This is a genomic window from Vallitalea pronyensis (assembly GCF_018141445.1).
Taxonomy (GTDB): Bacteria; Bacillota; Clostridia; order Lachnospirales; family Vallitaleaceae; genus Vallitalea; species Vallitalea pronyensis.
The window spans coordinates 6112406-6128778 of record NZ_CP058649.1; the positions used below are offsets into that span (position 1 = coordinate 6112406).

Here is a 16373-nt window from a genome sequence, read left to right on the forward strand (position 1 = left end):
ATCACTTAGATTATTTTCTGATGACTACTGTATCTTTTTCGAGAAAATCCTTTACTTCTTTGACCCAGACTTCTTCCACAAAACCTTTTTTATTGACTTGATCCCAATGGTTTGGATGGGCTTTATACGCTTCTAATTGTTCTTCGTTATCAAATCTCATTTCCAATTCATAGTCGTAGGGATTGCTGTCATTTATAATTTCTAGAATTCTAAAATCCTTCACCCCAGGAATACAGGCCAGCATATCCCAAGCTTTAACCATAAAGGCTGCTTCTTCGTCTGATCCCTTGTCATGTTTTAATATAAATGCAGCACTATGGATAATCGGTTTATTTACTTTCACTCATTTCACCACCATTCTTTATTATTTTACATCTAATGTTATAGGGCTAAATCAGATTTACTGCTGAATTTCATGGCTAAACCATTACCAACAAAGATTAGAATACCTTGTATGATGAGCTGGTCATAAAATGGAATGCCCAGCATGTTTAATCCATTTGTCATGATAGCCAATAACCCAACGCCCAGAATTGTCCGTGATATGGAACCTTCTCCACCATTCATATTGGTTCCTCCAAGAACAACACCGCCGATAATCATTAATAAAATGGTATCGCCAACTCCTGGAAGAGCATTACCAAGATTAGCTATGCTAATCATACCAGCTATGCCGGCAAATACCCCCGATAGAACATATACACTCATTTCAATTTTCTTCGTGTTTAGTCCAGCATACTTTGCTGATATCCTGTTACTGCCAAATAAGATAACCTTTCTTCCCCATGTGGTCTGTGTTACCATAATAGAACTAACCACAAGTAATATAAGGCTTACCATGGTCACATAAGGAATACCCAGTAATTCACCAAACCCAAAATCAATCATCCCTCTTGGCGTTCCTTTAATAGCAATTCCCCGAGATAATACAAAAGCCATACCCCGAGCTACTAATTGTGTTCCCATTGTTGTTATGAATGGTGTTAAGCCACAATAGCCTACCAGCATGCCATTAATCAACCCAAAGGTTAATCCAACCCCAATGGCTGTCAGCAATCCTAGAATGATTTGACCAGTAGCTGCCATGACAATACCTGACAGGATAGCGCTGGCACTGATAACCGTTGAAATGGATAAATCAATGCCGCCTGTGAGTAATACCATGGTTTGACCAATGGCTGCAATCATAATGACGGCATTGGTTGCCATGATGGTTTTCATATTGCTACCTGTCAAAAAATAAGGAGCTAATAGTGAAAACGTAACAAGCAAGCTTAATATAATAGGGATGGTGGGATAACGTCTGAATGCAGATACTATATAACGAATGATTTTAGATTGCGGTTTGTTGGTCATGCTATACCTATCCATGTTCATTACACCTAATTTCCTTTACTATTTTGCACCCCAGATGGTATCTTTATTGGCTTCAATGTTTTCTGTTGTATAGAAGATACCTGGAATGACAACTTTTTCCTCTATTTCTTCACCTTTTATTAAGGCGATTGCATGTTGAGCCGCTGTTTCACCCGTTGTTTTTAGGTCCATCACAACAATACCGTCTGCAATACCATTCGCTGTTGCCTCATAACCATCGTTACTGCCATTAATCCCACATACAATAACATGACCTTCTTCACCAACCTTGTTCATTTTTCCTAAATCGGTGAGTACCGTCTCAATACTGGGTATTTGTGTATCTGTTGCGGCAAAGATAGCTTTAATATCAGGATTGGCTTGGAATGCATTTTGCGTTGCTGACAATGCTTTGGCTGAATCCCAATCCGTCGGCATGGCCACGATTTCAACATGAGCTAATGCCGCCATGGCTTCGTTAAAACCTTTGCTTCGATCAATACCATTCTGGTCATTTAAGGCACCCAATAATTCCAGAACAACCACTTTACCATTTTCATCTTTCAGTTGTTCTGCCATGTATGTACCTGCTTCAACACCATCAGCAATGGAGTCTGGACCAACAAAACTATCAATGGCTTCGCTTTCTGGTAAATCCCGATCATAAGCTACAACGGGTATCTTTGCTTTTTTAGCTGCAAGGAGAGCAGTCTCTATGGTATTTTGATCTACAGCACATACTAAAATAGCGTCTACTTTCTGGTTAATCAGTGATTGAATCTGTGCATTTTGTGTTTGTGGGTCACCATCGGCTACGACTTCAATGTACGAATAACCATTTTTATCAAGTTCAGCTTTTGCAGCGTCAATAACACCGACCCTGCTTTCAAATAGCTGGTCAACGGAAATACCAATGGTTTTCTTGGTTTCTTTCTTACTACACCCACCCATAACTGCTACGAACAACATGACAACAAGTATTGTCGCTACTACTTTCTTCAAACATATCTCCTCCTTTTATATAGACATATCTCTATGTCTTAATTGATACCATTAAACCTCTAAACCAACACCCTGAATCCTTAGTGCCTTTTGCAGATGTAACTGTTTCTTTTGTCGTTCTATGGAGACTTTATCAACGATAACCGCCGTTAACAGTACCGTTCCTTTAACAATGTCATAGATATAAGGGGAAGCTTGGATGAGATTTAGGCCGTTATCAATGAGTACTAAAAAAATCGCGCCTACAGCACTACCAATAATCGTACCTGAACCCCCTGACAGCTTGGTACCTCCCAGAACAACTGCTGCAATGACTGTGAACTCAATGCCAATACCCATACCAGACTGTAACCCTCCAACACGAGCTAGCAGAATAAGAGCGGAGATACTGGTTGTAATACCCCCTAGAAAATAAGCCCCCATGGTTATCTTTTTAACGGGCAGATTGGATTCCCTGGCAGCCTCTACCGAATTCCCAAGAGCCATCACATAGATGCCAAATCTTGTTTTTCCAAGTAGATATAACCCTATGAAAAAGATAAGGGCAAATAGTAAGATGGGTACAGGAATCCCGTATATTTTTCCATTGCCTAGAAAGCCAAATGCTCTCGGTACAGGGATGTTTTGGGCTGATGTAAGGTGAATGGCCATTCCCCTGTACATGGTGTAGGTGGCCAAGGTTGTTATCAATGGACTCATACTGAATGTTACCACTAAAAAGCCATTCAACGTACCTAACAGGGAAGCACACAAAATTGCCGCCCCAAAAGCCAAGGGAATAGGGGTACTGATTTCAACGAGCTTAGCAAATAATGCTGCTGTAAAATATAAGATTGCCCCTACAGATATATCAATACCACTTGTGAGTATAATAAACGTCATGCCCATTGCCATAATACCTGTAACACTGGCTTGAATTAAGACCCCTTGAATATTGGACACACTAAGGAAAACAGGGGATAAAACAGCCAGCAGAAGTGCTAATAAAATGGTTGCTGCTGTAATAGCAACCCACTTACCTCTAAACAACAGATTCTTCATGATCGCCATATGCATTCTCCTTCGTTTTCTTTTCGTAGGCAGAACTTGCTGCTAGAGATATTATGTTGACTGCATCATAATCTTTTCGATGAAAACTGCCCACTAAATGTCCTGTTCGCATGACCAAAAGCCGATGGGTTAAGTCAAGGAGTTCCGGCAAATCAGACGATACAAGCAAAACAGCTGCACCCCTCTTAGCCAAATCCACAATCATGTTATGGATATCAAATTTTGCCCCAATATCAACACCTTTTGTGGGCTCATCAAAAATAATGACCTCTGGTTCTGTAGCCAGCCACCTACCGAGAAGTACTTTCTGTTGATTACCGCCGCTTAAATTACTTATTCTGGATTCCATGTGAGGCAGTGCTACCTTCATGCTGTCAATGACTGTTTGGGACATCTCTGTTTCTTTATTAAAACCCAATCCTTTTATCTTTCGCCTAACAAAACCACCTATATTGGCCGCTGTGATATTTTCCCGAACTGAGCGATTGGAAAAGATACCTCTGGTCTTCCTATCTTCTGTCACGTAACACACATGGTGATGCATCATATTGGCAATGGTCACAGGTGAGATCTGCTCACCTTTTATGTACACACATCCCTTGGCTTTTCTAATACCAAAGATGGCTTCTGCCACTTCTGTTCTGCCAGCTCCCATTAAGCCTGCTATGCCAAGGATTTCTCCTTTTCTAACAGTAAAATTAATATCATGAAAATCATAAGATGATAAGTGTTCAACCCTTAAAGCCTCTTCATCTTCTGGTTCATGCAGTTCAATTTTTGATTCTGCAAGGGTCCGACCAACCATTAAGGCTTCTAATTGGTTTCTAGGCATCTTATCGATATCTCCTTGCCCCACTTGTTTCCCATCTCTTAAAACAATGTACCGATCACTAACTTTGTAAATCTCATCCATAAAGTGGGATATAAAAATCATGGATACACCTTTTGCTTTTAAATTATCCATAATATGAAATAGTTTAGCTCTCTCTGGCGCAGTCAAGGACGTGGTTGGCTCATCTAATATTAAGAGTTTATCTGCTCTTAATAAGGCTTTTGCAATTTCCACCACCTGTTGCTTCCCTGCTCCCAATGATTCTACTGTGGCTTTTGTATCAATATCAATGCCTAAATAAGCCAGTTGTTCTTGGGCTATGTCATCAGCTTCTTTCCAGTTCACACGGGCAGCCGACCCAGGCAGCTGTGTCATGCATATATTGGCTGCAACCGTTAAGCTCTGAAACAAGCTTAGCTCCTGATGAACAGCTGATATACCATGGTCATAACCTACAATATGCTCCACCTTTTCACCTTGAATGAACACCTCACCAGCATCTGGTTTGAGCAATCCGCATAACATATTCTTTGTTGTTGATTTCCCCGCCCCATTTTCACCAACCAAAGCAATAATCTCTCCAGGATAGATATCAAAAGAAACCCCATCAACGACTGTTTTTCCTGAAAATGATTTTTTTAGGTTCCTCACCGATAGAATCGGAGGATCTACACCATTTGACATTTCTCACACTCCTTTCGTTAATTGTCAACAATTAACAATGTTTCCAATAAGTACATTATAGACCCCAATGTATTCATTGTCAATATGCACAAAAAAGAATGAAGATATCTCAAAAGAAAGTTAATAATTCACAATACTTTCATAAGATAACCCTATCAATAGGTAGGATAGGGTCGCCTCCATTTTAGCATGAAAGCGACAAAAGCAACGAGAGTTGATTAACACCCTATATGGTATACACTCAACTTCCGTTGCTGGTTTTTATATTTCTATTCTTTATCCAACGATTATAATATGGGCGTAGACGGACAATGGGCGCTACATGGGATGATACGAATTAGCGGTTCTTAACATCTACTTGTATATACCACAGACCGGTCAATCATGGACTGAATCACATGCTCATCAACCCCATACCTCTTAAGTATTGCAACACTATGCTCACCAACCATGGGTGGCGGCTGTGTAATATCAGCTGGTGTTTCACTCATGGTCACAGCAGGACCTACCACCTTAATTTCACCTGCTTCTTCATGGTGATAGGTGGTCATCATCTCCATATGTTTCACTTGTGGATCATGTTCAACATCCCGAATATCCTTAACCTCAGAAACCCACAAATCTTCATCAAGCATCACTTTCAGCCAATGGGCTTTTGATTTTTTTGATGTTATGGCTTCAATTGCATGAAAGATGGTATCTCTGTTGTTGTATAATGCCTCTTGGGTTTGATACTTAAGGAGTTCATCGTTGCCTAATACTTTCACAAGCTTTGTAAAATCATTCATGGCAATGGTGATGTAGCCATCTCTACATGCATAAACACCATAAGGCGCTTCTAAAAAAGGTAACCCAATACCTGAATTCGGCTTATTCACTTGGATATCTGTATTCATGATGGTCAGCATCTCTTGGTTCATAAATGCTAACATGGAAGCAAATAGATTCACCTGCACTTTCTGGCCTAATCCTGTTTTTTCACGATAATACAAGGCCGTTAAAATACCATAGACCATATGATAGGCTGCTAGATGATCCGCAATACCTGTTCCTAATGGTGTTGGCGGCGAACCTTTTCGGCCAATTAAACTCATAATACCTGATAAGCCTTGAGCCAATAAATCTTGACCTGGCCGCTCCGCATAAGGTCCTGTTTCACCAAAACCCGAATTACTGGCATAGATAATACCCTTGTTCAACTGCCGACAAACATCATACCCGTAACCCAGTTTTTCCATGACACCTGGTCTGAAATTATGAATTATGACATCTGATTGTTTTACCATGTCATAGATGACCTCTTTTACTTGAGGATCTTTCAAATCCATGGATAGGGATTGTTTATTTCGATTCCATGCAAGAAACGTTGGCGAAACCTGACCATGGATGTATTGGTTGCCAAAAGTCATACCTCGATAGAGATCACCGGTTTCTATACGTTCAATTTTTATCACTTCTGCTCCCATATCCCCTAACATCATGGCCCCATAGGGACCAGCTAAGAGTTGACTAAAATCAAGGATTTTTATGCCTTTTAAGGCACCGTTAACATGTGTCTCATTCATCTGCTATCCCTCTACTTAAAATTTGGTTGTCGTTTTTCTTGAAAAGCTTGTAAACCTTCTCTACTGTCCTCTGTTGTGAAACTGAAAGCAAATAAATCATTTTCATACTGTAAGCCCATGTCTAAGGGTGTATTTTGCGAATTGATTAAATCCTGCTTTGCAAGCTGAAGTGCCATGGGGGATAATGCAGTCATGGCTTTTGCCATATCCTCTACAAAGGCATCAATGTTTACCAAACTGACCACATCGTTAATAAAACCTAATCGCTGACCCTCAACAGCATCAACCATTGCACCTGTCAACACAAGTTTTGCCGCTTTATTATAGCCTATATTGCGGGCTAAAATCTGAATGAGGCCACTGCCTGAAATCCAGCCGTGCTTCACTTCTGACGCTGCAAATTTTGCTTCCTCCACCGCAACACGAATGTCTGATGCCAATACAAGCTCGAATCCTCCACCAAGGGCATAGCCCTTTATCTTTGCAATAACAGGTTTCCTGATGGAACGAATAGCTTTACAATAATCTTGACGGTTCCTCAGTTCCCAAGGATTCCCGTATTGGTGAAGCAACTTGATATCACTGCCTGTTGAAAAACTCTTTTCACCATCACCGGATAAGACCACAACCCTGACGTTGGCATCCTTGTTAACCTTGTCTGCTACCTCTTGCAGCTTCTCAGCCATAGCTTTTGTGATGGCATTCATTTTATGAACACGGCTTATGGTGATATACCCTACATGCTCCATTACCTGATATACAATATCGCCTTCCATATGATACACCTTCCTCTACTCTCATATTTTATATTACGTCGTCTATATTATAGATAGAAAACAATGCAATAGACATGATCATCCAATTAATGGGTATACACGTCTAAAAATAACCCATTCAATGTATGGATAAACGCCTCATCATCTTTTCTTTCATCCATAAAGAACCCTCGAATCATGTTTCCTGCTTTTTCCTGAAAGCCTATGTACCCGTCAAATCGAGGACGCATGGAACCAAGATCCATGGTGGTTAGCGTATCATGATAAAAATTCATGGCTTGTTCATTCACATGTTCATCTAACCACGCGCTTCTGTAACCAGGCTGTCCAAAATGATCCACATAACCATGGCATTGGAATTCCCCACTTAGCGTGAACCCAAGGAATTGTGCAGCTATTTCAGGATGTTTGCATTGGGATGAAATGGCAAGGCCTACACCGCCAATCATGCTCCCATTAGGTCTACCTGTATCCGAAGGCATGGCATTAAACTTAATACGCCTCTTGGCAAAGCCTTCTAGGGAATAGGTACTGTATCCATAGACCAAGGGACAATAAACCAATTTGTCGTCATGTGCCATTTTATCCAGTAATTGAATGGGATCCATATCATAAGAATCTTGGTCCACAACACCCATCAATTTTCTTAGAAGTTGAAGTACACGGACACCGACATCAATGCTGAGGGGTTGACCATTACTCCAGAATGGCTCTGGTGATAATTGAGCGCATAGCGAAAAAAAGCTTGAATAGGCATGAATGGGTACAAATGGTATCCCCATTACGTATCCATCAGGCAGGTATTCCCCTAACCTCAATACATCTTGCCATGTAACAGGTGGCAGGATATCCCATGTATCCAGTAAGTCTTGGCGATAGGCGCTAAACTGAGCCGCAGCATCTGCTGCCAAAGCCCATTGGTGGCCTTTCCAATAATAGCTCTTATGACTCAGCCCTACACTGTTTTTTTCTTGGTCGGCGATGAATGATGTTGGAAGCAGTTCATCTAATGGCAGCAATAGCTTCTGTGCATAAGCCGTACCAATATGTGGATGGTCAATCATCATAAAGTCATAGGCTGCTGCCAGCTTGTTAAGCGGGTACAATTCAAAATCTGCTAAAGACCGGGCATCCCATGTTATGTCAACCTTTGAATGCAGCTTTTGAAATGCGCTAGCTGCTTTTATAAGCGGCTTCAAGCCTCGGTCATGAGACCAAGTCATGCCTTTTAATTTCATGGTCAATCCTCCCTATATTAAGCTAAACTCTTGGTTAATGGCATCGGTATCAGCACCTAAACGTGGCGCAGCTTTTTCTGCAAATAATTTTTTGCCATTCATGCGAATAGGACATCGTGTGGTTCTAAGACATGTGCCATTATCTCGTTTTACTTCTTGAATCATATCCACATGGGTCATGGCTTCATGATGCAATATTTCTTCCATGTTATAAACGGCAGAACACCAATAATCAGCAGGTTCCAACACACTAAGCCACTCCTTCGTGGTCCTTGTCATCAAATGGGACACTAAGATTTCTTTTATCTCATCCCGTTGCGTGTGCCATGACTTAGGGTCTGTGTAGGCTGTCAATGCTTCACATTCAAGGAGTTCACCCAGCTGTACAATGGAACCCATAGAAAGGGCAAGATAACGATCCTTTGTCTGATAGATACCATAAGGTGCCGCCACATAAGGGTGAGCATTATTAACCGATGATCTGACCGGTAGTTCACCACCATCATTAAGATAGGTGGTGACCACCTCAAACTGATAATCAAGAGCCGCCTCAATCATACTCATTTCAAGGAAAGCACCTTTTCCTGTTTGATAGCGGTGAATCACAGCAGCGAGTATGGCCTGGACCGTGTTAGCACTTGTAAACATATCAACAACAGCCAGCCCTACAGGAACTGGCATATCTTGCTGATTACCATTCAAGTAAGGAATGCCTGTAACAGACTGTAATAATAAGTCCTGACCAGGCTTATCAGTCCATGGTCCTTCACTGCCATAACCGGTAATAGCAGCATAGATCATCTTAGGGTTAAGCTGCTTCACCTGTTCATAACCCAGATGCAGTTTTTCCATGATGCCTGGTCGAAAGTTACAAATCATGATATCCGCCTTTTCAATAAGCTTTTTTACCTTATTCAAATCGGTTTCGTCTTTCAGATTAGCTATGTAACTTTCTTTATTTCGATTCATGGAGTGAAACACACTGCTGTCTCCATCAATAAGGATATTTTTAAGGGTTAGCCGCCTGCTGCCATCGCCTCCTTTAGGACTTTCAATTTTAATAACCCGTGCGCCAAGGTCTGCTAATCGCATGGCTGCCCATGGGCCAGATAAATATTGACTAAAATCAAGGACCAAGAGTCCATCTAACATTTTCATCATGCATTCACCTTTCTTTATAACCTTTTATACCTGATGCTAGCATACCCGTTGTTATATTGGAATGAACATTCTTTCATAAAACCTCAACTTTTTTTCTTTATCTGTAAACTATCTTCATATCCTTTCAATGAAGACAATTTTCATTGACTTATAAAGTAAAATATTGTACACTCAAAAATAATACGTTATAGATAGTAACGGTTAGATAACAGGATGTGATAACATGATTCACGTGTTGATTGTTTCTGAAAAAACCTTAACCCGAGTGGGTATCAGCTACTCTATTTTTTGGGAAAAGTTTGGCTATACCATTATTGATCAAGCGGCTTCTCTTTCCGAAGCTTTGGTTAAGATCGAAGCTTCTAAACCCAAATTAGTGTTTGTTGAACTACCTTTTAAAACCGAGGATAATACCTCTGTTATAGAACACTTAAAATCTTACCCTTGTCAGTTGGTTATTTTAAGTGCTGATATCCATGCTTTTAATCATGCTTTCCTCCATAACCTAGGGGTATTGGATGTGATGTCAACGGAAAACTTTCAAACCGATGATCTCATCGACCGCTTGAATCACTACAGTCAGACCCTATTTACCCTTCCTGAAGAAAACGCCAACCTTAAACTCGACATTCAAAAAGACATCCTTAACGCAGCTAAACAGCAGTTCTTAAGAAAACTGTTATGCGGCTGGAATAAAAAAAATGTTTTATCTCCTGCTACCTTACAGCACTATGGGATTCAATTTCCCTATAATCAATTCATTATACTGATGGTTAAATTAGAAGGGATGTCCCAAACGGAGGATATACAAACATTAGCTCATTTTTTTAAACACAAATTTATCAATAAAAATGTCTATCTCTGTGAAAATGGATTAGATGAGTTGGTCTGTATCTATAATGTGGACTTTTCACGTCATATGAACCCACATGATATCATTCATCATTTCAAAAGCCATGTGACCCACTTAATGGAGGTTAACTTTCAAGTACCTTTTTCTGTCTACGCAAGTAATGCCTACATTGGTGTTGCTAATATTGCAACGGCTTATAAAGAATGTTTCCAAAACTATCAACAAGCCATGAAGCCCATGAAGAACAACGATTCTACGGAAAATATTTATATTAAAACCATTAAAGCATACATTGAAAAGCATTATGCTGACGATATAAAAGCTGATGATTTAGCTGTTGAAGTGAATCTAACCCCTTCTTATTTCAGTACATTTTTCAAATCAGAAACGGGACAAACCTATAAGAATTACCTCATTGATTACCGTTTAACCAAAGCCAGAGAATTACTGACAACCACCACACTGCATGTTGTGGAAATAGCACAGCTTGTTGGTTATCCAAATGAAAATTATTTTTCTAAATTATTCAAGCAGAAAATGGGCATGTCCCCAACCCAATACAGAAAATCCCCTCCTACTAATGGGTAGTCTATCCAATAAAAAGAAAGATTTTATATAAAAACTTTATTTTTTTGAAGGTTATCTTATTTTTTCCTTACTGGAAATAACAAAAAGAAAGATATTCAACATTCCCTTCATGTTTATCTTCCCTATTACTTGTTATGATTGTTTTATCACAAGTTAAGGAGGATAATATGGCAAGAATACAGTTAGATTTATCAAAGGAAAAATGGCAATGTGAACATATACGACCTGGCCAAGGCATAAAAGAGGAATTCCATAAAATTCCTTGTGAACGTCAAGGTGCCGCTTTTAACTGGAACTATGTATCCATTCCCGGAGACCCTTATACGGACTTACAACGTGTAGGGGAAATTGATGACCCCTTCTATGGTCAGAACATGCACAAATTAAAGTGGGTACAGGAACAGGAATACTGGTATATGTGTAAGTTTAATATACCAAAAGAAATGGAAGGTCAATGGATCGATATTCTATTTGAAGGCGTGGACCATAGCTGTACTGTCTGGTTTAATGGTTATGAACTTGGCAGTCATGAGGGTATGTTTTCCCCCTTCTCCTTCCAAATTAACCGCTATGTAAACTTTGAACAATGGCATGGTGGTTCCAACATCTTATTAATCAAATTGGATCCCCCACCACGTAATTTTGAACGGGTATCCGGCATGAAATTTAACTATAATGGGGATTACCATACAGGTAACGTACCTTTTGGTATCTGGCGTCCTATTCATGTGATCGCCCATGATGCTGTCACCCTTCAAGACCTAAGGATTGAATCCCAAGTGAATGGCACGGACGCTATGGTAACCGTTGACGCCATTATCGACAATTTAGTCGCTGAATCATCCCTAAAAACCGTCCAACTCATCATAGAAGGCAAGAATTGTAACACACAACCCATCGTCCTATCATCCGAAAAGTTAATCTGTTCTGGTGAAAACAAAATTGCATTTCAAGTGCCTATAGAAGATGCTAACCTCTGGTGGCCATGGGACATGGGTGAACAGCATCTCCATACCCTCACCTTACAAGTATATGAGCAAGATTATCTGGTGGACGAAATAAAAGAAACCTTTGGTATAAGGCAGGTAGAGATGGCCATGAACCCTGGTTATTCAGAAGATGAGGCAGAAAATCCATGGACCTTTGTTATCAATGGTAAAAAGACTTATTTACGTGCTGCATGCTGGGGTGGTCAACCTTCCCTTCTCTATGGTAAAAACAGTGATGAAAAATACGAAAAATTGCTCCATATGGTCAAAGAAGCCAACATCAACCACTTAAGAATATTTGGCTGGCATCCACCAGAAACCCCTGTATTCTATACATTATGTGATGAGCTGGGTATCACCGTATGGACCAACTTTACTTTCTCTACTAATGTGATTCGAAAAGAATTACCTTTTGCTCATGAAATGGTTGATGCTTGTATGGACATTGTCAAGGAACGCCGTAATCACCCTTCAGCTATCTTTTGGATGGGCGGTGAAGAAGTATCCTTTACAGATGCCCATGCTGTAAGCGGTAATAAAAAATTAATGGCCATGCTGGGTGAAGCAATTAAAAAATACACCAATACACCTTACGGCTTAGCATCACCTCTTAGTAATGGAACAGGTATTAAAATGGGCTATAAATCAAAAGAATCACAGCATGCCAATGAACACTATTATGGGGCAGGGCATGTATTCATGGAAGAATTTTACCCATCCCTTGACTGCTGTATCGTTCCAGAATTAACAGCAGCCTCAGCCCCCAATGTTGAAAGTCTTAAGAAATTCATACCCGAAGATGAATTATGGCCAATAGGTATGAGCTGGGCTTACCACTGGGCAGATATTGATTATCTCAAAATATTAAATGTGGAAGTCTTTGATGATGAGAAAATGGATTCCCTGGAAACATTTGTTGAAGCAACCCAACAAGCACATGGTATTATTCTACAGTATGCCCTTGAACATTACCGCAGAAGAAAACCTTATAACAGCGGTGTGGCTTTGTGTCACTTTATAACACATTGGCCAGATATTAAATGGGGTATTGTGGATTACTATGGTCAAAAGAAAAGCTGCTTTGAGGATGTAAAGCGAACCTATAATCCTCTCTTAGTCAGTTTAGCCTTTGAGAAACGCAGATGGCAGAACGAAACATTCAAAGCCTCATTATGGGTTGTTAATGATTTATATCATGCTTATGATAACACGACGCTACATTATGCTATATATGATGAGCAACAGCAAAAGCTAAAAGAAGATGCCATAGCACTTTCAGTCATTGATGGCATGAGTTCTAAAAAGTTCGTGGATATCACATGTGAAACACCTCAAGGAAGTACCTTTGACGTTCATGTATGGTTAACCGATCAACAGGGACGCAAACTATCAGAAAACGCTTATACATTATTAATCGGCGATCAGGCAGAAGCCAAAGCCCGCTGTAAAGCCATGCGTGTTGAAGCGGATGAACGTGCGGCAAAATACCCTGGGTTCTACCGCTATTTCCCTGAAAAATGGGACAATGATTTTAACTATTAGTCTATCAAACATGGGTGTAACCCATGTTTGAGTTATGCTGAAAGAAAGGAGTTTTATGATGAAAGGTCAAATCATGGATTTTAATGACCACTGGAAATTCTTGCTTTCTGGTGAAAGTTCGTTAGAAAAAATGTCCGTTGATGATACCCATTGGCGCATGATGGATCTACCTCATGATTGGAGTGTTGAATTTCCATTTGATGAGGACTTAGGAGAGGGCTGTACCGGATATTTACCTGGTGGTATAGGCTGGTACAGAAAGCATTTCATGACACCTGAAGATAGTGATCCATGCTCGGTGTTATTGAATTTTGACGGTATTTATAACCATGCCACCATCTTTGTTAATGGCCAAGAAGTAACCCATAGACCTTATGGCTATGTACCTATTACCATTAATGTAACAGACTACCTAAGACCACAAGGTGAAGACAATGTGATTGCTGTTCGTGTGGACCATAGCCGTTATGCAGACAGTCGGTGGTATACAGGTTCGGGTATCTACCGAAAAGTCAAAATGATGGTTGTGGAACCCTTATACATACCATTTGGCGGCACCTATGTGACTACACCTGTGATTGATCATGACCAAGCAACTGTCCATGTAGACGTAACTGTTGCTAATGATGCTGCCCATGACAGTACCTTTAAGATGGTACACGAAATCATGGACCCTCATGGTAAAAAGATTGCTGAAGTCAACGGTACTTTTCATGTTCCCCATGAATCCCAGAAAAACATTGCTATGGATATAACAGTCACTTCACCTTTATTATGGGATGTTTTAAAGCCGAATGTCTACCAGATAACCACTTCCTTATACAAGGACGCTGATAAGATTCAAAGCTACACCACCTCATTTGGTATACGTTCCATCCGTTTTGATGTGAATGAAGGCTTCTTTATCAATGGTACCAATAGATTGATTAAAGGGGTATGTCTCCATCACGATGGTGGTATCGTCGGTGCTGCTGTACCAATGGGCGTATGGGAACGAAGACTTAAAAAACTCATGGAAGGCGGCTGCAATGCTATACGATGTGCCCATAACCCTCCTTCCGAAGAATTCCTTGACTTATGTGACAGACTTGGTTTGTTGGTTCAAAATGAGTTTTTTGATGAGTGGGATAACCCTAAGGACAAACGGCTTAATACATATGAGCGTCACGATGACTATATATCAAGAGGTTATGCGGAAGACTTCCAAAAGTGGGCTGAGAAAGATTTGCATGATATCATGATTCGTGATCGGAATCATCCATGTATTATACAATGGAGTATTGGAAATGAAATTGAATGGCCCTATGCCCCTGTTATTAAGGCAACTGGCTATTTTGATGCGGACGCCAGCGGCAATTACTTCTGGACACAACCGCCTTATGGTCCTGAGAAAATTAAAGAGCGGTATCAACAACTCTCCAAAGAAACGTATACCATTGAAAAAACAGCCCAGAAACTGTCGGACTGGACTAAGGCACTTGATACCACAAGACCTGTTATCGCTAACTGTATCTTACCAAGTGGCAGTCATGCGGCAGGTGCCACAGATGCTATGGATATGGTCGGTTACAGTTACCGTCGGATTATGTATGATTTTTTACATGAAGCTTACCCGGATAAAATCATGATGGGAACTGAAAACCTAGGCCAATGGCACGAATGGAAAGCCGTATTGGATAGACCTTTTATCTCAGGTATTTATATATGGACGGGCATTGACTATCTTGGAGAAAGCCATAACGCATGGCCAAAAAAATCCACCCATTCCGGTTTGCTGAACTTAGCCGGTTTTGAAAAACCTTCTTACCATATGATGAAAAGCTTATGGTTAGAGGAGCCCGTTATCGCCATCTATACCCAAAAAGCCAGTAATTCTATTTTTAAGCCTAATGCATCTGGGGTATTAGAAGATACCACCCAAGGAGGCTGGGAACAGCGTTTATGGTATTGGCATACGACCAATCCTTATTGGAACTACACCGAAGGTGAAGAAACTGTTGTGGAAGTGTACACCAATTGTCAAGAAGTGGAATTGTTCCTTAACGATACATCATTAGGTCGAAAAGCTTTGGAGGCATTCGATGACCATATTATGAAATGGGCTGTACCCTTTTCCAGTGGTCAATTAACTGCTGTAGGCTATAATGATAAAGGGCCATCAACAGATACATCCCTTATAACAACCGGTGACATAACAGGTATTGAACTGCTGATGGACAAAGATGTCATCCATGCGAACAAAGAAGATGTTGTCCATGTGACAGCACAATTAGTGGATGGCCAGCATCATCCCATACGATGTAGAGAAGCTGTCATTGACTTTCATGTGGAAGGTGATTGCCGCATCTTAGGGGTTGATAATGGTTATTATGCCAGCACTCAGAACTTCCAAAGTACACAAATCAATACCCATGAAGGGCGATGCTTAATGCTCCTTCAAGCACAGGATATAAAAGGTCTTGTTCGCATAACGGCATCATCACAGGGAATTACCAGCTCGGTAGCTGATCTTCATATACAATAACTAAATATCTATAGCAACGATATCCTTATGACGTTTTAGTCAATGAGTCTTAAAATGGAGCTGCCTCATTAAAGCAAAATAACGTCAATATCGTAGGAAACTATAAGAGGTTAAGCGAAAAGCGCAGGCCCTCTAAACATGGACGTTTAGGGGCCTGAAAAGCTTAACCTCTTATCGTTTGCAAAAACTTCTAGCCAGTATAATTGCTTTGAT

Annotated in this window: 12 protein-coding genes; 3 read left to right on the forward strand and 9 right to left on the reverse strand. The window is 40.4% G+C overall.

What is annotated here, in order from left to right; all coding sequences use genetic code 11:
* Positions 1 to 10 precede the first annotated feature (10 nt).
* The 9 genes from HZI73_RS25475 to HZI73_RS25515 form a co-directional block, all read right to left on the reverse strand.
* The gene (locus HZI73_RS25475) at positions 11 to 343 is read right to left on the reverse strand and encodes a Dabb family protein (RefSeq protein WP_212696140.1); all 333 of its coding nucleotides are present in this window, start codon (positions 341 to 343) and stop codon (positions 11 to 13) included.
* Between the two features lie 38 nt (positions 344 to 381).
* Positions 382 to 1371 (reverse strand): ABC transporter permease, encoded by a 990-nt coding sequence (locus tag HZI73_RS25480; RefSeq protein WP_212696141.1) that lies wholly within the window; start codon positions 1369 to 1371, stop codon positions 382 to 384.
* A 24-nt stretch (positions 1372 to 1395) separates the two neighbouring features.
* Positions 1396 to 2358: a sugar ABC transporter substrate-binding protein gene (locus HZI73_RS25485; protein WP_212696142.1), complete on the reverse strand. Its 963-nt coding sequence runs from the start codon at positions 2356 to 2358 to the stop codon at positions 1396 to 1398.
* Between the two features lie 51 nt (positions 2359 to 2409).
* Positions 2410 to 3408, reverse strand: coding sequence for an ABC transporter permease (locus HZI73_RS25490; protein ID WP_212696143.1), 999 nt, complete (start codon positions 3406 to 3408; stop codon positions 2410 to 2412).
* Positions 3380 to 4924, reverse strand: a complete 1545-nt coding sequence (locus tag HZI73_RS25495) for a sugar ABC transporter ATP-binding protein (protein ID WP_212696144.1) — start codon at positions 4922 to 4924, stop codon at positions 3380 to 3382. Before HZI73_RS25495 ends, HZI73_RS25490 begins: the two co-directional genes overlap by 29 nt.
* A 347-nt stretch (positions 4925 to 5271) precedes the next feature.
* Positions 5272 to 6489 (reverse strand): CaiB/BaiF CoA transferase family protein, encoded by a 1218-nt coding sequence (locus HZI73_RS25500; protein WP_212696145.1) that lies wholly within the window; start codon positions 6487 to 6489, stop codon positions 5272 to 5274.
* Between the two features lie 11 nt (positions 6490 to 6500).
* Positions 6501 to 7265, reverse strand: a complete 765-nt coding sequence (locus HZI73_RS25505) for an enoyl-CoA hydratase/isomerase family protein (protein ID WP_212696146.1) — start codon at positions 7263 to 7265, stop codon at positions 6501 to 6503.
* A gap of 86 nt (positions 7266 to 7351) precedes the next feature.
* Positions 7352 to 8503 (reverse strand): extracellular solute-binding protein, encoded by a 1152-nt coding sequence (locus tag HZI73_RS25510; RefSeq protein WP_212696147.1) that lies wholly within the window; start codon positions 8501 to 8503, stop codon positions 7352 to 7354.
* Positions 8504 to 8515: 12 nt separating this feature from the next.
* Positions 8516 to 9664: a CaiB/BaiF CoA transferase family protein gene (locus tag HZI73_RS25515; RefSeq protein WP_246552289.1), complete on the reverse strand. Its 1149-nt coding sequence runs from the start codon at positions 9662 to 9664 to the stop codon at positions 8516 to 8518.
* 223 nt (positions 9665 to 9887) lie between these two features.
* Between HZI73_RS25515 and HZI73_RS25520 the strand changes: the two genes are divergently transcribed.
* From HZI73_RS25520 to HZI73_RS25530, 3 genes are all read left to right on the forward strand, one after another.
* Positions 9888 to 11105: a response regulator transcription factor gene (locus tag HZI73_RS25520; RefSeq protein ID WP_212696148.1), complete on the forward strand. Its 1218-nt coding sequence runs from the start codon at positions 9888 to 9890 to the stop codon at positions 11103 to 11105.
* A gap of 167 nt (positions 11106 to 11272) precedes the next feature.
* Positions 11273 to 13636, forward strand: a complete 2364-nt coding sequence (locus tag HZI73_RS25525; RefSeq protein WP_212696149.1) for a glycoside hydrolase family 2 protein — start codon at positions 11273 to 11275, stop codon at positions 13634 to 13636.
* 55 nt (positions 13637 to 13691) lie between these two features.
* Entirely contained in the window at positions 13692 to 16160 is a 2469-nt protein-coding gene (locus HZI73_RS25530; protein WP_212696150.1) for a glycoside hydrolase family 2 TIM barrel-domain containing protein, read from the forward strand.
* The last annotated feature ends 213 nt before the right edge of the window (positions 16161 to 16373 follow it).